The organism is Micromonospora sp. DT62 (assembly GCF_049847285.1).
Lineage (GTDB): Bacteria > Actinomycetota > Actinomycetes > Mycobacteriales > Micromonosporaceae > Micromonospora > Micromonospora reichwaldensis.
Genome location: NZ_JBNCOB010000031.1, coordinates 1 through 22,313, shown reverse-complemented (window position 1 = coordinate 22,313; position 22,313 = coordinate 1). Strand labels below are relative to the sequence as shown.

Here is a 22,313-nt window from a genome sequence, read left to right as displayed (position 1 = left end):
AGCGGACGTGTCCGAGACACCAGGCTGGTGGATCTACCAGGGGACGGGCGAGCAGCACGACGGCATCGAACGGCTGCCCGCGCCACCGCCGTGGCGGTCGTTCGACGAGGCCGCCACCCCCACCGCGCCGCCGGTCGCCGAGACCGCCGCCGACGCGCGGCAGGGCGGGAAGTACCGGCCCGACCGGGACACCGTCGAACTCGTCAACGCCGCCCTCTACCTGCGGCGTCCGCTGCTGGTGACCGGCCGCCCCGGCACCGGCAAGTCGACCCTGGCCACCGCGATCGCCCACGAGCTCAGGCTCGGCCGCCCGCTGAGGTGGAACATCACCAGCCGGGTCACCCTCAAGGACGGCCTCTACCAGTACGATCCGCTGGCGCGCCTCTACCAGAACAGTCGCCGCGTGGCGGGCGACGAGGGCGAGGACGTCGGCCGCTTCATCCGCCTCGGTCCGCTCGGCACCGCCCTGCTGCCCGCGGCGCGACCCCGGGTGCTGCTAATCGACGAGATCGACAAGGGCGACCTCGACCTGCCCAACGACCTGCTCACCATCTTCGAGGACGGCACGTACGAGATTCCCGAGCTGGTCCGGCAGGCGGACCACTCTCCGGACGCGCTGGTGATGGCCGCCGACAGCACCGAGCGGGTGCCCGTCCACGCGGGCCGGGTACGCTGCCGGGCCTTCCCCGTCATCGTCATGACCAGCAACGACGAACGGGAGTTCCCGCCCGCGTTCCTGCGGCGCTGCGTCCAGGTGACCCTGCGGCAGCCCGACGGCGACAAGCTGGCCCGGATCGTCAGCGCCCACCTCGACGGTCTCGCCGACGGCAGCGCCGACCTGATCGACAGCTTCCTCGCCCGCCGGGAGCCGGGTGACCTCGCCACCGACCAGCTCCTCAACGCCATCTACCTGACCGACCAGGCCGGCCGGTCCGGGGGCGTCGACCGTTTGCAGCTCGCCGAGAAGGTGATGGCCAACCTGTCCCGCCAGTCCGATGACGATTGACCGGCTCCACGCGGCGGTCGTCGCCGCCGGCGGTGACCCGACGCCCCGGGAGCTGGCGGAGGCGCTCTGGCTGGCGCAGCACCTGCGCGCCCCCGCCCCGACCACCCATCCGCCGCCGAAGGCGCCGGCGTCCCCCGCGCCCGGGACCGCGCCGACCGGCGGACCGGAGCCCGACGTACCGGTGCCGGCCGACGACCCCGAGCCGCCGCCCGCGCCGCTGCCACCGCCCGCGCCCACACCGGCGCCCACCAGCCTGTACGTGCCGCCGCCCGAGCCGGGCACGATGACGGCGGCAGAGGTCGTCGTGCCCCGCTCGGCCACCCTGTCCGACCGGCTGGGCTTCCAGCGGTCGCTGCGACCGCTGATGCGGCGGGTGCCCTGCCCCCGCGTCGACGTCCTCGACGAGGAGGCCACGGTACGCGCCGTCGCCGAACACATGCTGGTCGACCGGCCCTGGCCGGCGGTGACGATGCCGTCGACGGAGCGGTGGCTGGACGTCGCGGTGGTGGTGGACTGGACCGCGTCGATGACGCTGTGGCGGGACCTCGCCACCGGCCTCGTCGAGACGCTGACCGCGTCCGGCATCTTCCGTCAGGTCAGCCGGTGGCGGCTGCACCGAGGCGCGGGCGTCGGTGCCGCCGCGCTGTCGAGCTGGCGGGGCGAGGCGCGCCGCCCGGCGGAGCTGGTCGACCCGACCGGCCGGCGGGTGGTCGTCGTCGTCAGCGACTGCGTCGACCAGATCTGGCACACCGGCGCGGCCGGCGCCCTCCTGCGCCGCTGGGCGCGGCACGGGCCCGTGTCCATCCTCCAGCCGCTGCCGGAACGGATGTGGTCGCGTACCGGCGCGCGGACGGTGGCGGGACTGCTCAGCGCGCCCCGTCCCGGCGCGCCGAACACCGACCTGCGGTTCACCGCCTTCGACGGCATGCCCGTCCAGGACGGCACCCTGGTGCCGGTGCTGGAGCTGTCGCCACGCTGGCTCGGCCGCTGGGCGCGGCTGCTCGCCGGCGCGACGGCCGTGACCAGCGCGGTCACCCCGGTCACCGGGGAGCGGACGCGTACCGGCCCCGGGCGGGAGGGCACGCCGCCGAGTCCCGGGCAACGGGTCCGGCACTTCCGCTCGTCGGCGTCGCCCGGGGCGTTCCGGCTGGCCGGGTACGTCGCGATGACCGAACCGGTGCTGCCGGTGATCCGCTACATCCAGCAGGCCATGTTCCGCCCGGCCCCGCCCTCGCAGCTGGCGGAGGTGCTGCTCAGCGGGCTGCTCCGGGTGGTCGACGCCCGGGCCGGGCGCTACCGGTTCGTCGACGGGGTCCAACCGCTGCTCCTCGACACGCTGGCCCGCTCCGACCTGTTCCGGGCGGGCGAACTGCTCGAGGAGTTGTCCCGATCCGTGCAGGCCCGGGTGGGCGTCGCGCGGGAGCACTTCACGGCGCTCACCCCCGGCCCTGGCCGGCCCGGGCTCGTCCCCGACAGCCTCCCCTTCGCGGTGATCAACACGATCGGCCGGGCCCGGCTGGACCGGGTGGCGGCCCGGGCGCCCGTACGCGCCGAACCGGCCGGTGCGGCGACGGCCGCTGCCGCCGACGTGCCGTCGCCAGCCGACCCGCTGCCCGCCGCGCCGAAGGACCCGGGGCCCGCCACATCCGACGACCCGGCCGTGGCGACACCGGAGGCCGTCGCCAGGCCCGCGGCCGATCTGGCCGACCTGCTCTCCCCGCACCGCGCGGTGGTGCCCTTCGTCGGTCGCAGGAACGAGTTGGCCACGCTGGAACGCTGGTGCGAGGAGCCGGGCACGGCGGTACGGGTGGTGGTCGGCGGCCCCGGCCAGGGCAAGACCCGGCTGGTGCGGGAACTCGTGGGCCGCCGCCGCGCGCGTTGGCGGGACGCCTCGTCGCCCCTGCCGGCAGCGGTGGACGCCGGGCCGGACGACGGCGGACTGGTGGTGGTGGACCGCGCCGAGACCCGGACCGACGAGGTGCTGGAGGAGCTGGCCCGGGCAGCCCGAAACGGCACTGCGCTCCGCCTGCTCCTGATCGCCCGCGCCGCCGGCGACTGGTGGCAGGAGCTGCGCCGCACCGACCCGTGGGGGCTGATCCGGGAGGCCACCGTCCAGCGGCTGGATGCACCCTGGCCGCCGGGACGCCAGCGGCAGACCGCGCTGCGGCACGCCGTGCTCGCCATCGCCGGGGCGCTCGACGCGCAGACCGGGACCCGTCATTGGCGGGACCGCGCCTCCGCGGTGCACCTGCCCGACGTCGACGACGAGCGGTTCGGCGCACCCGTCGCACTGCACCTGACGGCGCTGCGGATCCTGGTCCGTAGCGTGCCGGGGCCGCCCCCGCCGGTCACCGTCGCGGACGTCACGGCGGTGCTGCTCGCCCGCGAGCGCCGGTACGCGGAGGCCACGGCAGTGGCCGCGCGGATCTCGTACGCCCGGGCCGGGCAGCTCGACGGGTACCTGGCGGCGGCCGCCCTGTACGGCGCGAGCACCGCCGCCGACGCCCACGAGGTGGTGCGGCGGATCCGCCCCGGGGACACCACCGACCGGACCATCCTGCACCGCCTGGCGAACTGGCTGCACGAGCTCTACCCGGGCGCCGACGGCGAGTACTGGGGGCCCGTCGAGCCGGACGACGTCGGCAACGGACTCGCGGTCGCCGCGGCGCTCGTCGCCCCCACCCTGGTCACGGACGTCCTCCCGTACTGCACCCCGGAGCAGGCGCGGCGGGCCGTGACGGTGCTCGGGCCCGCCTGCCACCGGCATCCCGCCCTCGCCGGGCCGCTCTGGCACGTGGTCCGGGACCAGCCGGCGCTGCTGCTCAGCCTGCTCCAGCAGACGCGTTCGCGCACGTCGGCGCCGCCGCCCGCCCTGGTGGCCCGCCTGCGTCTGCTCGTGCAGGACCCGGAGACGCCGCTGCCGATGCTGCGGGCCGTCGCCGGCGGGCTGTACGACCCGGGGGCCCTCTTCGCCGACCAGCCGGTGGCCCGCTCGACTGCGCTGATCGAGGGTGCCCGCCGGCTGGGTGACTCCGATCGGCACCTGCCCTGGCTGGCGGAGGCGCTGCGGCACCACCGGCAACGACTGACCGCCAGCGGCTCGCACGACGTGCTCACCGTGCTGACCGAGGAGATCGACCTTCGGGTACGGACGCTCGACCGCGCCGGAACACCATGGGCCGTGGCGCGCCTGGCCTCGGCCCTGGACGCCCAGGCCGACGCCCTGCAGCGGGCCGGCCTCACCGTGCAGGCGCTGAGTGCGACGAACCGGTCCCTGGAGTATTACGGGCAGCTCCCCAGCCGGGTGCCCGACGGGCGGCTCGGCCTGCTCTGCGCCGCGCAGACCCGGCGGGCGCGGCTGCTGGGCGAGCTGGGCCGCGCCGACGAGGGCGTGGAGGCCGCCCTGAAGGCCGTGGCGCACGCGTACGACCTGGTCTCCGCCGGCCTGATCCGCGCCGCGCCGCCTGCCGACGCGGGCGGCCTGCCGGACGTCGCCCGGCTCGTCGAGGCGCTCGACGAGCGGACCCGGCTGCACCGCCTCGGTGCCGCCAGCGCTGCCGCCGTGGCGGCGCGGGACGACTGCGTCCGGCTGGCCGGAACGCTCGACGCGCTGGCGGTGCTGCACCGCCTCGCCGGCGACGGCGCCGCCGCGCTCAAGGCGCAGGACGACGCCGTCCGGCTGTACCGCTGGCTGGCCGCCGCCGACCCGGTGCGGCGGCCGGCGCTGGCCCGCGCGCTGTTGCGGCAGGCCATGGACCTCGCCGAGGTGGGATCGCCGCAGACCGCGCTCCCGGTCGGCGACGAGGCGGTACGCATCCACCGCGACCTGGCGGCGGGCAGGGACGCCGAAGCCCTGGTCGAGCTGGCGACGGCGCTGTACTGCCGGGCGGTGCACCTGCACGACCTCGAGCGGCACGGCGACGCCGCGGCGGCCCTGCGCGAGGTGGTCGTCATCCACCGCGACCTCGCCACCGCCGATCCGGCCCGCTACGCCGCCGACCTGGCCACCATGCTGAGGCACCAGGCCGGGCTGCTCGCCGAGACGGGGGACGCCGGCGCGGCGATCGACGCGCTGGACGAGAGCTGCGCCGTCCTGGGCCGGGTGTTCCGCGACGACGTCGGCAACGTGACGCTGCGCGCCCGGCTGGCCAGCACCCACCAGGAGCTCGCCGAGCTGTGGGAACGGGCCGGCGACAGGACGGCCGCCGACCGACACCGGGTGCGGGCGCGGCGGCTGACCGAGGGCCCGGCGGACCGACCCGGGAGCTAGCCGACCACGGTCCACACGCCCCAGCAGTCACGCGTCACCTCGGCGGCCCAGCGGAGCACCGCCTGCGGCACCCCGGCCCGCGCGGCGAGCGCCACCAGGGTCGCCACGGCCAGACCGGTCAGCGCGAGGGTGACGAGCCGCGACGCCCGGTAGGAGGCGGGCAGGTCAGTGGAGCGCACGGGCCACCTCCCGGCGCAGGACGCGCTCGCCACGCAGCAACCACACCAGCGGGTCGTCCGGGGGCGGCGAACCGGCCGTGCCGTGCAGGAAGAAGCGCACCTCGCCGAAGTCCCGGCCCACGGCCGTCAGGAGATGGTCGAGGCCCTGCCCGGCCAACCAGCCCCGCACGTGGCCCGAATCCTCCCGCGTCGGACCGCCGCCGGGCAGCAGACCCAGCAGGTCGACCTTGGACACCACCACCGCCAACCGGCACCGCTCGGTGGCGACGCCCCGATGCCGCAGGCCCACCACCACGGCCTCGTACGAGTCCACCACGTCGTGACGGGCGACCCGTACGGTCGGCGCGAGGTGGGCGGGCGCCTCCGCCACCCGTCGGCGCACCGCCGGCAGCGACAGCGGGTCCACGACGAAGACGAAGTTGCGGGTGTCGTCCAGATAGCCGTACGACGCGCAGACCTCGCGGTCGACGAGACCCCACCCAGGGGCGTCGAACACCTGCACCCGCTGCGGCGCGCGATGCGCCCGCATGGCCACGCTGACCACCTGCGGTCGCGTGCGTGCGTCGACGTCGAGGCGGGCGACCGCGCAACCGTCCGGGGGGAACCGCGCCGCCAGGCGGGCCACCAGGGCGTCGACCACCGTCGTCTTGCCCGCGTCCGGGGCCCCGAACACCGCTACCCGGATCTCCGTGGCCCGGCCGACGCCGGCGGCCAGCGGGACGTCACACTTCGGGCATTCCGCAGTCAGCCGCACGCCGGCCGACATCCGCAGGGCCGGCAGCGACGCCCCGCAACCGCACCGTCGGCGCCACAGCCCCTGGGCGCCGGGTCGCAGCAGCCGGTGTCGCGACGACCTGAGCGGCGCCACCGAGGCGTGCCCGCCCGGGCAGGCGAACACCGGTAGGTCGACGAGGAAGAAACACCAGGGACAGCAGGTGTCCGTCTGCCAGGACACGCGCCACCGACGGTCGACGACGCGGAGCACCCCGATCGCTGCCGCACCGAGGAGCCAGCAGGTGCCGGTCGCCACGGCAACCACCAGGGTCAGCACCGACAGCACGGCCACCGTCCCCGTGGTGAGCCCGACGAGAGCGGCGGCGGGCAGGGCGAGCAACGGCCAACCCAGCACCACCGTCCACGTGCGGGAGCGGCCGGCATCCCGCCCGGCGCCGGCGACGCGGGCGTGGTAGCGGGGCAGCCGCGGCAGGGCCCGCCAGCAGACCCGCCACGACCTCGTGACGTGCTCGTGGCAGCGCTCGACGACGTGCCACAGGTCGTACCCGGCCTGCCGTACCGCGTAGTGGGGCCACGCGTAGTCGCGCCGGGACGACCGGCTGTTCCGCCGGGCGGTGAACCCGTCGCGCGGCGTGCGCACCCGCGGCGTGTCCACCCACCCGCCGAGCACCCGCGTCGTCTCGGCCAGTGCCAGGACGCAACCGGCCAGCCCGCCGACCAGCAGGCAGTACAGGACGATCGGCGCGACCGTCACCGCGACCAGGCCGTACGCGGCCAACACGAGGAAACCGAACAGGGTTAGCAGGGCAGCGGCCGGGGCGGACACCGGTCACCCCCGCCCGCCGCGCCGCAGGCGGCGCAGCAGACCTCGGCGGTTGGCGCCCACCAGCCTCCGCCACTGCGCCGACCACATCGGCCCCACCCCCTCGACCTGCGCCGTCATCTCGTCGAGCCGCTTCTGCGAACAGCGGGCCACCGCCGTACGCACCTTCCGGTCGAGGTCGGCGTGGATACCCGGCGGAACCAGCGCGGCCAGGGTGGCCGACTGCCGTTCGAGGTGGACCAGCACGAAGGCGAGGGCGACGTGGGCCGGAGTCGAGCTGCGCATCAGCTCCGCCCGGACCTTGCGGGAGTACGGCTCGATCAGCTGCGTCGCGTGGGTCAGCACGGCGAAGGCCGCGGCCGCCGCCGGCGCTGCCGCCAGGGCGTCACACAGCTCCCGCAGGCGGGCCGACACGAGCTGCGGCGGCAGGTGCTGCACAGTCAACGTGAGCCTGCCGATGTCGGGCCGGGAGCGGGCCAACTGGTCGAGCACCCCGGCCAGGGCGCGGCACGCGGCGATCGCGCGAGCCACCTCCGGCGGCGGCGACCACAGCCCGTACGCGACCAGCAGCAGCGCCGCCTCCAGGTATTGCGGGTCCGGGTCGTACTCCACGAGCACCGCGCCCGACGCCGCGAAGATCCGCGGGTCCAGCGGGGCGTTGCGCGGCAGCAGGCGGCGCAGCAGGTGCGCCTCGGCCAACCCCACCGGGCGGTGCGTCCAGATCACGGCGGCGGTGCGGTTCACCAGCACGGCGGGCCGGTCGGTCTCCACGGCGGTCCGGAGGCACTGTTCGATCAGGTCCAGCTGCTGGGCATGCGGCAGGTTACGCAGGGCCGCCTCCACCACCGCCGCGTCCAACGGCTCGTCGAGCCGCATCGGCTCCCGCAGCAGCACGTCCCACCACTGGTCACCCAGCTCGTAGGCGGTGTCCGGTTCGGCGGTCAGGCGCTGCCCGAGTTCCTGGCGCAGCAGTCGCTCGACTCCCTCCGCGCAGGCCCACAGCGGGAACTGGTAGGCCCGCTCGGGGTGATCGGCCCAGTCCAGGACGAAGCGGTCCAGGCCCGGCTGCAACCCGGTGAGCGGCGGCCGGAGCCCGAATCGGCCGCACAACCGGAGCAGTGCCTCGAACCGGAGCGGCTCGGCCGCGCGCATCGCCTCGGTGATCGGGCCGAGCGCCCGCGCCTCGTCCGTCGGGGTCCACCCGTCGGTCGGCGCGGCCCGATCGGCACGAACCGTGTCGGACGACATCACCTCCCGCAGCTCCGCGTCGACCAGCGCCAGGCGTACCGCCGCACCCCGGTGCGGGAAGGACGCCGCCCGGCTGACGTCGTCGAGTCCGCGCAGGACGTCGACGGGCCACTGCGGCGCGGTCGCCACGAGCAGGTCCACGATGTCGCCGCCGTAGCGCCGGACCAACGGCGGTGGCCCCTGCCGCAGCCAACGGACCAGTCCGCCCACCTCCTCCCGGGGTGGCAGACGCCGCAGGATGGCGGCCAGGGCCACACCGGTGGCGTCCTCGCCCTCCGCCCCTGACGCCGCGGCGACCTCCACCGCGTCCACGACGTCGAGCGGGTCCTCGGCGAGGAACAGGTGCACCCATCGCCGTGCCGCCCGGTCTGCGGCCACCCGGCTCCAGTCGTGCCGGACCAGGTCGAACACGGCGTAGCCCTGGTCGTTGTCCAGGGTCGCGCCGGCACCGCCCCAGTCGGGATGCACGGCGAGGATCTGCTGGGGCGCGTACGCGGGATTGAGGGTGAAGACCTTGAAACCGATGCGCAGGGCCTCCCGCTGCGGCAGCAACAGCGTCGCCGCCGTCACCCAGCGCAGCACCTGCGCGGGCTCGCGGGCGACGAAGAGCACCCGCCGGCTCGGTTGCCCGGCCGGCGCGCGCAACGTCGACAGCAGCGCCGTCAGCAGTTCGGCACCGTCGGGCGCGGCCTGCACGAAGGCCCGCGCCTCCGCCGGTCCGAACGAGCCTGGCTGCCACCCCGGCTCCAGCGGCGGGCACCGCGTGTCGGGCGCCGGCTCGGCCGTCCAGAACGGCGCCCCGAACAGCTGGGCCGGGCGCACCAGCCCGTACGCGGCGGCATCGGTGGTCACGATGGCGTGGGTGAGCTGGTTGCCCTCCCGACCGCCCACGCTCTCCCGCCCGAGGTAGATCCCGGATGCGGTGGCGAACATCCCGTCCCAGACGTGGGCGAACGACACCGGGTACTCGCTCACCGGGCGCCGCTCCCGCATCCACCGCGATGGCGGCTCGTACAGCAGGTTGCGCTGCACCACCGCCTCCGCGCCGCGGTCCGCCCCGGCCGACCGGGCCTGGAACTGCAGCCCCGGCGTGCCGCGCAGCCCTTGGCCCTCCCGGCAGTCGGTGTAGATGAGGGTCTCGAACCGCCCGGTCATTCAGCCCTGCCGAGGTACGACGCCGAAGCGGGGCAGGCTGAGCAGCCAGAGCAGCGGCTCTTCGACCCGGTACGGACGCACCCCGCGCTCCTCCACCAGGGCGTTGTCGTAGTCGGGCTCGGCACCCAGCGCGGAGACGAAGAAGTAGCGGAAGGTCTCGTAGTTCATCCGCAGGTGCAGTTCGATGTCGTCGCCCTCCCATTTGCGCAGCAGCGCGGCGACCTGCTCGTGGGTGGCCCTGCCCAACCGCTCGTCGTACGCCGGCTCGCGCGGGGGCTCCTGGCACAGCGGATGATCCTGGCCCAGCTCGTCGAAGAAGGCGTCCATCTTGGCGAACGCGACGGCGACCGGCTTGCTGATCTTCTCGGTGCCCCCCACCCCGGTGCTGGCGCGCAGGCTCTGGGTCAGCCGGTCGACCACCGCGAGCGTGTGCTCCGTCGACCGGATCGCCGACGGCGGCAGCCGCAGCCGCTCCCGCGCTTTGGGCAGCATGAACGGGTCGAGCAACAGGATCAGACCGTCCGCGGCACCCACGTACTCCAGGTCGTTCGCGCCGCTCAGGGTGCTGACGTCCTCGCCCGCCGTGTCGTGGAACGACAGGTAGCTGGTGCGGTACGCCGGAGACCGCAGCCGTCGCGGACGCTCGCCGCGCCACTCGAACACCAGGGGGTTCTGCCGGCCGTTCACCGCCGCCGCGGTGGCCTCGAAGAGCTTGTGCTCGATGAACATCCGGTCCACGTTCTGTTCGAGCCACTTCAGCGGGGACTTGAAACCGCCCTGCCCGTCGCCGGTCATCCGGATGTCGGCGGCGAACCTGCGGCGCAGGTCGGAGGAGCGCAGTTGGTGGGCCAGGACGGTCAGGTAGACCGTCTTGCCGGTGCCCTTGCCGCCGAACATGGCGATCATCGGGCTGGCCGTCTCCCCGAAGTTCGGTGGCACCGGGGTGTGGCAGGAGGGACAGGCGCGGATGCCGGTCCGGCCGCCGCAGTTCGGGCACCACGCCACCCGTACCGGCCGGAGCCGCTGGTGGCGTGGCGGCGGGAAGACGGGCCGCATGGTCTCCGTGAAACCCGTCAGGTTGCGGCGGGCGGCATCCGGGCCCGGCTCGCATCCCCGACGGTCGGCGTCGCCCTTGCCCAGACACTGGAACCACAGCGCCGACCCGTCGATGCGCTGGTAACAGAACGGACACGCGACTTCGGCCATCTACGACACCCTCATCGACTCGACGGGAGGATCGGTGACCACGATCGGCACGCCGCCGCGCACGAAGCACCGGATCCAGTGGGAATGAAGGCGCCGGGGCAGCTCCGGCACCACGAATGTGAGCTCCCGGGCCTGGCCGCCGGGCAGCTCGACGCCCACGGCCTCGGCGAGGACGGCGCCGGCCGTCGGCGACAGCGGCATGGTCGGCTCCGCCCCGAGCACCGCGGTGACCGCGAGGTCCGCGAGATCGGTCGCCGACCGCAGCCGCACGGTGATCTCCCGCCGGCCGAGGTGCCAGCGCCAGTGCCGGCTGAGGGTGTACGAGACGCGCACCGGCCGGGGCGGCAGGGACACCTCGCGGGCCGGGGACCGCACCTCGTCGGCGGCGACGGAGGTGAGCGCCGACACCCGTATCGTGCACGGGTCCGGGGCCGCCGGGATCCGGAAGCCGTTCGAGCCGGCGTACCGGCTGCGGCTGATCTGGCCGCGTTCGGTGCCCGCCGGCGCGGACCATTCCACCAGGGCCAGCCGCGACCCCTCGGGCCAGATCCACGAGACGACCGCGTCGTCACCCCGCCGCTCGGCCCGCAGCCGCCGCACCGGCTCGGCCACCCCGAGCGCGACCAGGTGGCACACGGTGGCGCGGTCCTGCGCGACCAGGAACGGCACGTAGAGGTGGTAGCCGAGCGGAACGTCGGCGACGATGCTCACCTCGCCGTCGCGCTCCCGCCGCTCACCGGTCAGCTCGGTGCCGAAGCCGGACAGCGCGCAGACGGACAGCACCTCTCCCGCAGGCCAGGGCGGTGGCGTCGCGGCCCACCGGACGCGCACCTCGCCGCCCGCCGCTGGCCACGACACCCGCACCCGGCAGCGGTCGTCCCGGGCGCCGAGCACCTCGACGACAAGCTCCGCAGGCGGGCCGGCTGGCCCCGGAGCCGGTTCAGGGCGCCGCTGCAGCGGCAGGGCCGTCGACGCCTCGGTCGGTGGGCCCGGCCCGCGCCCGTCCGTGCCGCCGCCGGCGGGCTGAACGCCATTGCGCTTCGACGTGTGTCCGCCCCCGACCGGCGTGTCGAGCCGGCGCTGGATGAAGTCGCGCGCCTCCGTCCGCCACGACCAGGCGCCGCCTTCCCGGGTGGGCGGCGGCCAGGTCCGCTGCGCGGAGTCCGCCCGTTCCCGGACCGGGATGCCCGGCGCGGCGGTGCTCCGCGTAGCTCCCGCGGAGGCACCGCCCTGCTCCCGCCACCAGGCCGGGTCGTTCATCAGGTCGCCGACGTCGCGACGCAGTTCGTCGTCGGCCCGGATCAGCAGCCGGCAGATCTCGGCCCGACTGTCCGGGCCGGTGGCCCGCTCACGCCAGAACTCCCGAAGCTCCACGAGGTGGGCCGCGAGCTGTTCCCCGGTCCAGCCGGGCCGCACCGCGTAGTGGACGGCGAGGTCGCCGGCGGGGAGGCGCCCGTGCCGGCCTCGCAGCGGCTTGATGACCTCACGGTCGTAACGCTCGGCGTCGAACGCCATCGGATCAGACCCCGGGGCGCATCGAGGCGCAGCAACCGGACGTGTGGCCACAGTTCAATGCCGCCCCCCAACCACGGATGTTCATCGCCCCCGCCGCGCTGCGATCATCACCAGATCGCGAAGGTGATCACAAGTAACTGTCGCTCCACGGACAGTGGACATTCCACGGGGCTTTCCCTGGCGCCGTTCCAGTGCTCGGTGACGAGGTCGGCGGGGATGCCTCACGTCGGCCGCGACCATGTGTACCCAGCCACAAACCGACTGCAACCACCACGGCGAGCAGGCCGACACGAAAGCCCGCAACCAGCAACACCGACCCGACGCGGGCAAACAGGCGAGTCCAGACGGCCCGACCTGGGGTTACCCTGACAACATGCAGGCCCTCTCCCCCGCACCGACCCGCGCGGCCCACCTGGCCCGCCCGGGCCGGCCCGCCGTGGTGGCCCGCTCGCTCGCCGAACTGACCGGCCCCACCCGTGGCGTGGTGGAGCTGCCGGTACGGCTGATGTGGAACTCCGACCGCACCTTCGACCTGGGCGATCCGGACGAACTGCTCTGGATGTACGAGAACGTGCTGCGCGAGACCACCCGCGCGGAGGATCTCCGGCTGCTCATCAACGGGCGTACGCTGCGCCGGGTGTGGCGGCTGCTCAACCTGCCCCGGGGCGTACGCCAGGCGTGGGAAAGTCACCATCGGGGGCTGCGTACGGCGTGAACACCGCCCACCCGCACGAGTTCTACCGCGAGGTTGCCCGGGTGGCCCTGTCCGCGGCCGGGCCGTACCGGTTCGTGCTCGGCGGCGGGGTGGCCTGGGCCGCGCACGGGCTGGTGACCCGCCCGACGGAGGACGTGGACCTGTTCGCGGACGTCGAGGGGGCCGCCGCCGCGGCGGCCGACGTGGTCCGTACGGCGCTCGAACGCGCCGGGTTCGAAGTGACCGACGCCGACCCCGACAGCGAGCTGGCCGAGCTGTTCGACGGCTTCGACCGGGACCTGCGGGACTTCGTGGTGAGCCGGGACGGGCGCCTCATCCGGCTCAGCCTGGCCCGCCTCGACCGGCACCGCAGCCCGGTGGTCATGGATCTCGGGCCGGTAATGGACGTGCGGGACCTGATGGCGAACAAGACCGCCGCCCTGGTCAACCGGCGGGAGGTCCGGGACTACATCGACGTCGCGGCGGCCCTCGAGCACCACGACGTGGCGGAGTTGCTGGAGTTGGCCCGCCAACTCGACCCGGCCCTGGACGACGAGGACGTACGGGCAGCCGGCCGCTACCTGGACCGGCTGCCCGACCGCCGGTTCGCCCGCTACGGCCTGGACCCCGCCGCCGTAGCCCAGGTCCGTACCCGCCTAACCCCCTGGCCCCGCTGACCACCCACCCGGGTCAGGGGGCGGGGTTACTTTGTGGGGCGGCCGCCCGTTACGCCGAGGATCTCGCCGGTGACGTAGCTGGATTCCTGCGAGGCGAAGAAGACGTACGCGGGGGCCAGCTCGGCCGGCTGGCCGGGGCGTCCCTCCGGGGTGTCCTGGCCGAACTTCTCGACCTTCTCGTTCGGCATCGTCGCCGGGATCAGCGGCGTCCAGATCGGGCCCGGCGCCACCGCGTTCACCCGGATCCCCCGCTCGGCCAGGTCGGCGGCGAGCGCCTTGGTGAAGTTGGCGATCCCCGCCTTGGTGGTGGCGTAGTCCAGCAGCTGCGGCGAGGGGTCGAACGCCTGGATCGAGGAGGTGTTGATGATCGCCGAGCCCTCGGGCATGTGCGGCACGGCCGCCCGGCAGAGCCAGAACATCGCGTACAGGTTGGTCTTCAGCACCCGGTCGAACTGCTCGCCGCTGATGCCGAGGATGCCCTTGTCCTGTGCCATCTGGTAGGCCGCGTTGTTGACCAGGATGTCGATCCCGCCGAGGTCGCCCAAGGCCCGTTCGACCAACTCCTGGCAGTGCCCCTCGTCGGTGATGTCGCCGCGTACCGCGATGCCCTTGCGGCCGGCCTCCTCGACCAGCCGGACGGTCTCCCGGGCGTCGGCGTCCTCCTCCTCGCTGAGGTAGGAGATGAGCACGTCGGCGCCCTCCCGGGCGTACGCGATGGCGATCGCGCGGCCGATGCCGGAGTCGCCACCGGTGATCAACGCCCGCCGGCCGTCGAGCTTGCCGCTACCGCGGTACGACTCCTCGCCGTGGTCCGGCTTCGGGGTCATCTCCTCCGTCGAGCCGGGCGGCGTCTGCTGCTGCTTCGGTTGTCCCTCCTGCTGGCCGTACTGGCTGGTGGGGTCCTGCTGGGTGTGCTGGTCCTCGCTCACCGACGTCTCCTCGCGCACCGGTCGGGTCTGGGTCTCTCCCCGCCCTACCCTGCGGCGGCCAGCGGAAACGACCGTCGCCGTGTTACATCACCAGGCCCGTGCGCGCCGGTGTGATGAAACACCTCGGACGGCTGTGGCAGGAGTGACCGCCGCTCGTTTATGGTGCGCTCGGCGCTCACCGGGCGTCCCGAACCCCCATGGAAGGGCACCTCATGACCTCTCCCTCCGGCCCGTCGCGTCGGACGGTGCTCGCCGCCGCGGCCGCGGCGGCGAGCGTCCCGCTGATCGCCGCCACCCCCGCCCAGGCGGCCGGCCCGGCCCGGTCGCGGACCTGGGACCTGACGATCCTCGGCACCTCGGACACCCACGGCAACGTCTACAACTGGGACTACTACTCCGACGCCGAGTACGACGACAGCAAGCACAACGACGTGGGCGTCGCCAAGCTGGCCGCTCTCGTCACGCAGATCCGTGCCGAGCGGCGCGGCAAGGCGACGCTGGTGCTCGACGCCGGCGACACCATCCAGGGCACCCCGCTGGCCACCTTCTACGCCAAGCAGGAGCCGATCACCACCACCGGTGCGACGCACCCGATGGCCAACGCGATGAACGTGCTCGGCTACGACGCCGTGACGCTGGGCAACCACGAGTTCAACTACGGCCTGCCGCTGCTGGCGAAGTGGATCTCGCAGCTGGGCTTCCCGGCGCTGGCCGCCAACGCCGTCAACGTCGCCACCGGCAAGCCGGCCTTCCTGCCGTACGTCATCAAGAAGGTCTCCGTCGGCTTCGCCGCACCGCCGCTGCGCGTCGGCATCCTCGGCCTGACCAACCCGGGCAGCGCGATCTGGGACCGGGCCAACGTCGAGGGCAAGCTGCGGTTCGACGACATGATCGCCACCGCCGCGAAGTACGTGCCGATCATGCGGGCGCGCGGCGCCGACATCGTGCTGATCTCCGCCCACGGCGGCGACAGCGGCACCTCCAGCTACGGCCCGGAGCTGCCGATCGAGAACCCGACGGCCCTGATCGCCCAGCAGGTCCCCGGCATCGACGCGATCCTGTTCGGCCACGCCCACGCCGAGGTCGCCGAGAAGTTCGTGACCAACGAGCGGACCGGCGAGCAGGTGCTGCTCACCGAGCCGTCGAAGTGGGGCCAGCGGCTGAGCCGGATGGACTTCACCCTGGCCCGCGAGCGGGGCCGCTGGAAGATCACCAAGAAGGCCGCCGCCCTGCTGAACACCAACACCGTGGTCGAGGACCCGAAGGTCCTCGCCGCCGTACGGGCGCAGCACCAGAAGACCGTCGCGTACGTCAACCAGGTCGTGGCCCGCTCCACGGTGGAGCTCTCGGCGGCGGAGAGCCGCTACAAGGACACCCCCATCCTGGACTTCATCAACCACGTGCAGACCGAGGTCGTCGGTCAGGCGCTGGCCGGCACGGCGTACGCGGACCTGCCGGTGCTGTCGATCGCGGCACCGTTCAGCCGGACCGCGGTCTTCCCCGCCGGCGACGTGAAGATCCGCGACGTGGCCGGGCTGTACGTCTTCGACAACACCCTCGAGGCGGTCGTGCTCAGCGGCGCCGAGGTGCGCGCCTACCTGGAGTACTCGGCGAAGTACTTCCGGACCCTCGCCCCCGGCGCCCCGGTCGACCCGGCGACGATCAGCGACCCCGCCGTGCCGGACTACAACTACGACGTCTTCTCCGGCCTGGACTACGACATCGACATCTCCAAGCCGGTGGGCCAGCGCGTCACCCGCCTGGTGCTGCCCGGCACGGACACGCCGGTGGCGGACAACGCGCAGTTCGTGGTGGCGGTCAACAACTACCGGCGCAGCGGCGGCGGCAACTTCCCCGGCATCGTGAAGACCCAGGTCTACAACGAGCAGCAGGAGATCCGGCAGCTGCTGATCGACTGGGCGCAGGCCAAGGGCACCATCGACCCGGCGGACTTCTACCAGCCGAACTGGCGGCTGGTGCGCGAGGGCGTGCCGGTCTTCTGATCCCCGCATCACCGGACGGGCCGTGGGCTGATCGCCTGCGGCCCGTCCGATGCCCGGCGGCACGACCGGCCCGTTGCCACGTGCGCGACGTGACACCGGGCCGGCGCCGCGATCCGGGTCAGCGTCGTTCGCGGCCGGTGACCCGACCGCCGATCTCCAGGCGCGGCCAGTCGGCGAGGTCCCGCAGCAGCTGCCGGTCGTGCGTGGCGACCACGACGGCGGCGCTCGTGTCGCGGATCGCCTCGGTCAGCTCGTCGACCAGCGCCGACGACAGGTGGTTGGTCGGCTCGTCGAGCAGGATCAGCCCGGGCCGCCCGGCCAGCGCCAACGCCAGGTCGAGGCGCCGCTGCTGCCCCTGCGACATCCGCCCGACCGGGGTGCGCACCGCATCGGAGTCCAGCAGCCCGAGCGCCCCGAGCGGAACGGCCTCGGCGTCGCGGAGCGCCCCGCGGGCCACCAGCCGCCCCACGTGGCGGGCGTGGACCTCGCCGGCGGTGCGGCCGGGATCGTGCGCGGCGGTCTCCTGGTCGATCAGGGCGATCCGTGCCTCCTTCGCCGTCCAGACGCGTCCGTCCGTGGGCGGGAGCGCGCCGGCCAGCACCGCGAGCAGCGTGGACTTCCCGGCACCGTTCGCCCCGGTGACCAGCAGCCGGTCGCCGCCGTCGAGGGTGAGGTCGACCGGACCGGCCAGACGCCCGTCGACGACGACGCCGTACGCCCGCAACTGTGGCGCACCCCGCCGGACGCTCAGGTCGGGCCACCGCAGGGTCGGCGGCGGCTCCGGCACGTCGATCCGGTGCGCCTGGAGGGCATCCTGCTGGCGGTGCAGAGCCTGCACGACGCCCGGCGCGCGGGACTGGCGCTGGTGCTTGCCGGTCCCCTTGTCCGGCCGCCAGCCGGTGGAGAGCCGGTCGCGGGCCCTGGACACCGCGTTCTGCAGCCGCTGGTGCTCGGCCTGCTGCTCCTCGTGGTCCTGCTCCCAGGACTCACGTTCGCGCCGCCGGGCGTCCTGCCAGGCGTCGTAGCCACCGGCGTACAGGCGCGGCGTCCCGTCGCGAGTCGGGTCGAGGTCGAGGAACCGGTCCGCGACGTCGCGCAGCAGCGCCCGGTCGTGGCTGACGACGGCGAGGCCGCCGTCGTGCTCGCGCAACCTGCGGGTCAGGAAGTCCAGCCCGTCGGCGTCGAGGTGGTTGGTCGGCTCGTCGAGCAGCAGCACGTCGTGCCGCGCGCCGAGCAGGCACGCCAGCCGTACCCGGTAGCGCTGCCCGACGGAGAGCTCCGACAACGCGCGGTCGCGGTCCGTGCACGCGCCCAGGGCATCGAGGGCGACATCGATGCGGCGCTCGGCGTCCCACGCGTCGAGCCCGGTGGCGGCCTCCAGCGCGACGGCGTAGCGGTCCCCGGCGCCGGGATCGCCCGCGGCCACGGCGAGCGACGCCTCGTCCAGCGCGGCGAGGGCCGCCAACGACGCGGCCAGCGCCTCGGACGTCAGGGTGCCGACGGTCTCACCGTCACGCGCGGACAGCTCCTGCCGGGCCAGGCCGATCGTGCCCGCCCGGTGCACGGTGCCCTCGTCGGGCGGGATGAGGCCGGCGAGAACGTGCAGCAGCGTCGTCTTGCCGCGGCCGTTCTCGCCGACGACGGCGATCCGGGACCGGGCGGAGACAGTCACCGACACGTCATCGAGGACCCGTCGGGAGCCGCGGACGACGGCGACGCCGGTGGCGCGGACGTGCGCGGCGCCGCCCGCCGTGACGGGCAGGGACAGGGTTTCGGGGGTCGGGGTGAGGTTCAAGGGTGCTCCGCAGCTCGTGGTGGAGCCGGGCAGCAGCAAGCGGCCGCCCGGCGGGACCCGGGACGGCGAGCGCGGATTCAGCAGAGAGCAGGCGCCGCCGTCAGCGGGCGGAGCGAACCTTCTGCGACCAGATACCTCGTGCCATGACGGCCAGGCTAGCAGCGCGGGCGCTCCCGCTCGTCCGGATTTCGCTCCGCCGGGCGGGCCGCACGAAGAACCGGCAGGAACGGTGCTGGAGCTGCGCCCCGTTCCCCGGGCAGGGCGTCAGGCCCCGTGCCGCAGGTCCCACCGGTCCCGCTCGTCGCCCGGATCCGGCTGGTCCCGCCGCGGATCGGTCTCGGTCAGCGCCGTCCGCTCATCCGGGCGGGCCGCGGGCGGCAGCTCGCCGAAGCGCACGTGCCGCAGGAAGCTGTACTCGTCGTCGGTGAACGACGGTCCGGAGCGGTCTTCTGCCATGACTTCTCTCCCTCGACGTCATCATTGTCTGCGGTGGTGACGACGGACACCACCGCTAAGGCATCCTAGGATCCTGGGCGAAAGGCGGGGGCCGGTGTGTCCGCGTGCGGCGCGCCGCACGCGGACACAGGTGTGCACGCCGCGACGTGCGGCCAGGCGTGCGCGCCACGCACATGCGGCCAGGCGTGCGCGGCCAGGACGTGCGGCCAGGCGTGCGCGGCCAGGACGTGCGGGCCTCCCCGGCCGGGTTCAGCCGGCCCGTGGCCGGTCCAGCAGCGCCAGCGCCGCCCGGACCGGGGCGCGACGCAACGTCTCGTCGAAGCTCGCCCGGCCCTGGCAGAACCGCACGAACATCCGCCAGCCCGGCGGCGTGGCCAACAACGCGTGGAAGACCCCCGGCCGCCGGGCGAACACGTCGAGCAGCCGGTGCCCGGCGCGCATCGACGGCACCAGGTCCCGGGTGACCGCGCGGTCGTAGCCCGCCAGGTCACCGGCGGCGACCGCCGCGCCGGCCAGTTCGCCGGAACGCAGCGCGTAGCTGATCCCCTCCCGGCTCCACGGCTCCAGCAGCCCCGCAGCGTCGCCCGCGACCAGCACCCGGCCCCGACGCAGCGGCGAGTCCTCGGCCCGGCAGCGGGTCAGGTGGCCGGAGTCGTGCGCCGGCTCCACCCCGGACAGGCCCAGCCGGTCGACGAACCCGCGCAGGTAGGCCCTGGTCCGCTCCCCCTCGCCCCGGGCGGCGATCACCCCGACCGTCAGCCGGTCGCCCTTCGGGAAGACCCAGGCGTACGAGCCGGGCAGCGGACCCCAGTCCAGCAGGAGGCGGCCCCGCCAGCGGGCCTGCTCCTCCGGCGGCACGGGCAGCTCCAGCTCCAGCCCCAGGTCCACCTGCCGGTGGCGGACCCCCACGTGCCGGGCGGTCACCCCCGAGGAGCCGTCCGCCCCGACCACCGTCCGCGCGTGGACCGTGTCCCCGTCGGCCAGCCTGAGGCGTACGACGTCGGGGTCCTGCTCGACCGCGCGGACCGCGACGCGCTCGCGCACCTCGGCACCGGCGGCCACCGCGGCGGCACGCAGCCGGTCGTCGAACTCCTCCCTGCGCACCATGCTCACCAGCGGCCCGCCGGGATGGCGGCGGGTGAACCGGCGTCGCCCGTCCCGGGTGAACGTCACCCGGTCGACCCGGTCGTGCGCGGGCACCTCGATCCGGTCGGCCACCGCCGCGAGCGAGGTGCCGATCAGCCCACCCCCGCAGGTCTTGTAACGCGGGTGCGCGGCGCGCTCCACCACCAGTGTGCGCACACCCGCTCGGGCGGCGGCGTGGGCGGCGGAGAGCCCGGCGGGGCCGGCGCCGACGACGGCGAGATCCCAGACGATCACTGGTGCAGCCTAGGGCAAGCCGCAGCCCGCGGCGCCGACGGCGCGGCCGCCGGCACCGCCCGATCGGGTGGGTATCTTCGCCCGTCCACCGGGTAAACGCGCGGGGTAACCGCCCGTGCAGGGGCGGGACAGGCGAAGGAGGAAAGGCCATGCGGCAGGTGCAGCTGTCGGATGTCGAGGAGCGGGTGTACGACGCGGTCGCGGCACTGGAGGCCCGGGGACAGGTGCCCTACCCGGACCTGATCGCCGAGGAGGCCGGTCTCACCGAGGAGCAGTTGCGGGCGCCGCTGCACCAGCTCACCGAGAAGAACCTGTTGCACCGGGAGGACTCGCCGATGGCCGGGCTGGACTTCGGTCCCCGGTTCTGCGCCCGCCAGATGGCGTGAGCCGCCGCGCACCTCGCGATGGTTCGCCTCCCGGGGACCGGGGTAGCGCTCGACGATGCCCGATCACCGGTCCACGGGAGGCACGATGAGCCCGGCCGACACGGCCGCGTCGCCGGACGAGCGGCGCCGCTGGCAGGCCCTCGGGGTCGGGCTGGTCGCCGCCTTCATGACGCTGCTCGACGTGAGCATCGTCAACGTCGCCGTCCCGTCCATCGACCGCGCCCTCGGGGCCTCCCCCAGCGACCTGCAGTGGGTGCTCTCCGGGTACGCCCTGACGTTCGGGCTGGTGCTGGTCTCCGCCGGCCGCTTCGGCGACGCACGCGGCCGGCGAAGCGCGTTCGTCTTCGGGATCGCCCTGTTCACACTGGCCAGCGCGCTGGCCGGGCTGGCCGCCTCGCCCGGGTGGCTGATCGCGGCCCGGCTGCTCCAGGGCGCCGCCGCCGGGGTGGTGAACCCGCAGGTCACCGGGCTGATCCAGGAGCTCTTCCAAGGGCCGGAGCGGGGTCGCCCGTTCGGGCTGCTCGGCGCCACCATCGGCATCTCCACGGCCATCGGCCCGCTGCTCGGCGGCCTGCTGATCGCCGTCGGCGGCGAGGCGCACGGCTGGCGGTGGGTGTTCTTCGTCAACGTGCCGGTCGGCGTTCTCGCGGTGGTCCTCGGCTGGCGGCTGCTCCCCGACCGACCGGCCGGCCCACGCGACCACCGGCGGCTGGACCCCGTCGGGGTGCTGCTGCTCGGCGTGGGAGTGCTGGCCGTGCTGTTGCCGCTGGTGCAGCAGGAATGGCGGAGCCCGGCGAAGTGGCTGCTCGTTCCGGCGGGGCTGCTCGCCCTGGCCGGCTTCGGGGCGTGGGAACGGTGGTACGGCCGCCGCCAGGAACCGCTGTTCGACCTGGGGCTGTTCGGCTTCCGGTCGTACGCCCTGGGATCGCTCATCGCGCTGGTCTACTTCGGCGGGTTCACGGCGATCTTCTTCATCTTCACGCTCTACCTGCAGAACGGCCTCGGCTACAGCGCGCTGGTCGCCGGCCTGGCCATCACCCCGTTCGCGCTGGGCTCTGCCGCCGCGTCCGCGCTCGGCGGCCGGATCGTCAACCGCTTCGGGCGTCCCCTGGTCGCCGTCGGGCTGCTCACCGTGGTGGTGGGACTCGTCGCGGTGGTCGTCGTGCTGAACCTGGCCCCGAGGGGCGCCGCCGTGCCATGGCTGACCGCGGCACCCCTGCTGGTGGCCGGGCTGGGCAGCGGTCTGGTGATCGCGCCGAACCAGACGCTGACCCTGGCCCAGGTGCCGGTACGGCAGGCGGGCAGCGGGGCCGGCATGCTCCAGACCGGCCAGCGGATCGGTTCCGCCGCCGGGATCGCCGCCGTCGGCTCGATCTTCTTCTCCTCGCTGGCCGCCAGCGGCGGGGACTTCTCGCTCGCCTTCCGGCACTCGCTGCTGCTGGCCGCCGGGGTGATCGCGCTCGCGCTGGTCGCGGCCCTGGTCGACGTCGCCTACGGCCACCGCGGTGACGACCGCTGACGCGGGGCGGTCTGCTTGTCGCGGGGCGGTCTGCTTGTCGCGGGGCGGTCTGCTTGTCGCGGGGTGGGTCCCGGCCCATCTCACCGGACGCGGCCGGCGCGGCGGGTCAGCGGTCGCGATGCAGTTCGTCCCCGGTCGCCCCGGCTCCGCCACCCGTCACCGAGGCCCGACATGCGTCTGGCCGGCACCCCAAGGTGGGATGCCGGCCAGAGCGGCGTTCAGTTGCTGTCGTCAGCTGTTCCAGTGCTCGGCCACCAGGCCGGCGGCCTGCTGCTCCCACTGGGCGTAGTGGTCCGGGTACGCCGACACCTGCACCGTCTGCGCGGCCTTCGTCAGC

General features: G+C 74.4%; 16 protein-coding genes. 7 read left to right on the top strand and 9 right to left on the bottom strand.

Translation table 11 applies throughout. The features are described from left to right. Nucleotides 1–7: 7 nt before the first annotated feature. Both ACPXCB_RS28200 and ACPXCB_RS28195 read left to right on the top strand, forming a co-directional pair. Entirely contained in the window at nt 8–1,006 is a 999-nt protein-coding gene (locus ACPXCB_RS28200) for an AAA family ATPase (protein WP_425878865.1), read from the top strand. Next, the gene (locus ACPXCB_RS28195) at nt 996–5,276 is read left to right on the top strand and encodes an SAV_2336 N-terminal domain-related protein (protein WP_425878864.1); all 4,281 of its coding nucleotides are present in this window, start codon (nt 996–998) and stop codon (nt 5,274–5,276) included. The genes ACPXCB_RS28200 and ACPXCB_RS28195 overlap by 11 nt, the downstream gene beginning before the upstream one ends. Here ACPXCB_RS28195 and ACPXCB_RS28190 read toward each other — a convergent pair. Genes ACPXCB_RS28190 through ACPXCB_RS28170 form a run of 5 tightly spaced genes read right to left on the bottom strand, consistent with a single transcriptional unit; the run spans nt 5,273 to nt 12,137 of the window. Further along, nucleotides 5,273–5,455: a hypothetical protein gene (locus tag ACPXCB_RS28190; protein WP_425878863.1), complete on the bottom strand. Its 183-nt coding sequence runs from the start codon at nt 5,453–5,455 to the stop codon at nt 5,273–5,275. The two genes, ACPXCB_RS28195 and ACPXCB_RS28190, sit on opposite strands and share 4 nt — an antisense overlap. Further along, complete coding sequence (locus ACPXCB_RS28185; RefSeq protein WP_425878861.1) at nt 5,442–7,016, bottom strand: hypothetical protein; 1,575 nt, start codon at nt 7,014–7,016, stop codon at nt 5,442–5,444. Before ACPXCB_RS28185 ends, ACPXCB_RS28190 begins: the two co-directional genes overlap by 14 nt. A 3-nt stretch (nt 7,017–7,019) precedes the next feature. After that, nucleotides 7,020–9,416 carry a GTPase-associated protein 1-related protein gene (locus ACPXCB_RS28180; protein ID WP_425878859.1) on the bottom strand — a complete coding sequence of 799 codons (2,397 nt, stop codon included), beginning with the start codon at nt 9,414–9,416 and terminating at the stop codon, nt 7,020–7,022. Beyond that, nucleotides 9,417–10,622, bottom strand: coding sequence for a hypothetical protein (locus tag ACPXCB_RS28175; RefSeq protein ID WP_425878857.1), 1,206 nt, complete (start codon nt 10,620–10,622; stop codon nt 9,417–9,419). Next, entirely contained in the window at nt 10,623–12,137 is a 1,515-nt protein-coding gene (locus ACPXCB_RS28170) for a hypothetical protein (protein WP_425878856.1), read from the bottom strand. A gap of 373 nt (nt 12,138–12,510) precedes the next feature. On the opposite strand from ACPXCB_RS28170, the gene ACPXCB_RS28165 reads away from it, so the two are divergent. Beyond that, nucleotides 12,511–12,852 carry a hypothetical protein gene (locus ACPXCB_RS28165; protein ID WP_425878854.1) on the top strand — a complete coding sequence of 114 codons (342 nt, stop codon included), beginning with the start codon at nt 12,511–12,513 and terminating at the stop codon, nt 12,850–12,852. Beyond that, nucleotides 12,849–13,508, top strand: a complete 660-nt coding sequence (locus ACPXCB_RS28160) for a nucleotidyl transferase AbiEii/AbiGii toxin family protein (protein ID WP_425878852.1) — start codon at nt 12,849–12,851, stop codon at nt 13,506–13,508. Before ACPXCB_RS28165 ends, ACPXCB_RS28160 begins: the two co-directional genes overlap by 4 nt. Before the next feature lie 26 nt (nt 13,509–13,534). Here the strand turns inward: ACPXCB_RS28160 and ACPXCB_RS28155 are convergent, their stop codons facing one another. Then, a complete protein-coding gene (locus ACPXCB_RS28155) occupies nt 13,535–14,437 on the bottom strand; it encodes an SDR family oxidoreductase (protein WP_425878851.1) in 903 nt (300 codons plus the stop codon). A gap of 212 nt (nt 14,438–14,649) precedes the next feature. Here ACPXCB_RS28155 and ACPXCB_RS28150 point away from each other — a divergent pair, with 212 nt between their 5' ends. Beyond that, nucleotides 14,650–16,440: a bifunctional metallophosphatase/5'-nucleotidase gene (locus tag ACPXCB_RS28150; protein WP_425878850.1), complete on the top strand. Its 1,791-nt coding sequence runs from the start codon at nt 14,650–14,652 to the stop codon at nt 16,438–16,440. A 118-nt stretch (nt 16,441–16,558) separates the two neighbouring features. Here the strand turns inward: ACPXCB_RS28150 and ACPXCB_RS28145 are convergent, their stop codons facing one another. The 3 genes from ACPXCB_RS28145 to ACPXCB_RS28135 form a co-directional block, all read right to left on the bottom strand. After that, nucleotides 16,559–18,235 carry an ABC-F family ATP-binding cassette domain-containing protein gene (locus ACPXCB_RS28145; protein ID WP_425878849.1) on the bottom strand — a complete coding sequence of 559 codons (1,677 nt, stop codon included), beginning with the start codon at nt 18,233–18,235 and terminating at the stop codon, nt 16,559–16,561. Between the two features lie 264 nt (nt 18,236–18,499). After that, nucleotides 18,500–18,691, bottom strand: a complete 192-nt coding sequence (locus ACPXCB_RS28140; RefSeq protein ID WP_425878848.1) for a hypothetical protein — start codon at nt 18,689–18,691, stop codon at nt 18,500–18,502. Nucleotides 18,692–18,940: 249 nt separating this feature from the next. Next, entirely contained in the window at nt 18,941–20,071 is a 1,131-nt protein-coding gene (locus ACPXCB_RS28135) for a geranylgeranyl reductase family protein (protein ID WP_425878846.1), read from the bottom strand. 149 nt (nt 20,072–20,220) lie between these two features. On the opposite strand from ACPXCB_RS28135, the gene ACPXCB_RS28130 reads away from it, so the two are divergent. Continuing rightward, nucleotides 20,221–20,457, top strand: a complete 237-nt coding sequence (locus tag ACPXCB_RS28130; protein ID WP_132239717.1) for a hypothetical protein — start codon at nt 20,221–20,223, stop codon at nt 20,455–20,457. 85 nt (nt 20,458–20,542) lie between these two features. Further along, the gene (locus ACPXCB_RS28125) at nt 20,543–21,976 is read left to right on the top strand and encodes an MFS transporter (RefSeq protein ID WP_425878845.1); all 1,434 of its coding nucleotides are present in this window, start codon (nt 20,543–20,545) and stop codon (nt 21,974–21,976) included. The last annotated feature ends 337 nt before the right edge of the window (nt 21,977–22,313 follow it).

Bases quoted from the DNA above. Each gene is read 5' to 3' on its own strand.
- ACPXCB_RS28175 (WP_425878857.1), bottom strand. From the start codon at position 10,622: ATGGCCGAAGTCGCGTGTCCGTTCTGTTACCAGCGCATCGACGGGTCG.
- ACPXCB_RS28180 (WP_425878859.1), bottom strand. From the start codon at position 9,416: ATGACCGGGCGGTTCGAGACCCTCATCTACACCGACTGCCGGGAGGGC.
- ACPXCB_RS28125 (WP_425878845.1), top strand. From the start codon at position 20,543: ATGAGCCCGGCCGACACGGCCGCGTCGCCGGACGAGCGGCGCCGCTGG.
- ACPXCB_RS28195 (WP_425878864.1), top strand. From the start codon at position 996: ATGACGATTGACCGGCTCCACGCGGCGGTCGTCGCCGCCGGCGGTGAC.
- ACPXCB_RS28150 (WP_425878850.1), top strand. From the start codon at position 14,650: ATGACCTCTCCCTCCGGCCCGTCGCGTCGGACGGTGCTCGCCGCCGCG.
- ACPXCB_RS28170 (WP_425878856.1), bottom strand. From the start codon at position 12,137: ATGGCGTTCGACGCCGAGCGTTACGACCGTGAGGTCATCAAGCCGCTG.
- ACPXCB_RS28140 (WP_425878848.1), bottom strand. From the start codon at position 18,691: ATGGCAGAAGACCGCTCCGGACCGTCGTTCACCGACGACGAGTACAGC.
- ACPXCB_RS28130 (WP_132239717.1), top strand. From the start codon at position 20,221: ATGCGGCAGGTGCAGCTGTCGGATGTCGAGGAGCGGGTGTACGACGCG.
- ACPXCB_RS28165 (WP_425878854.1), top strand. From the start codon at position 12,511: ATGCAGGCCCTCTCCCCCGCACCGACCCGCGCGGCCCACCTGGCCCGC.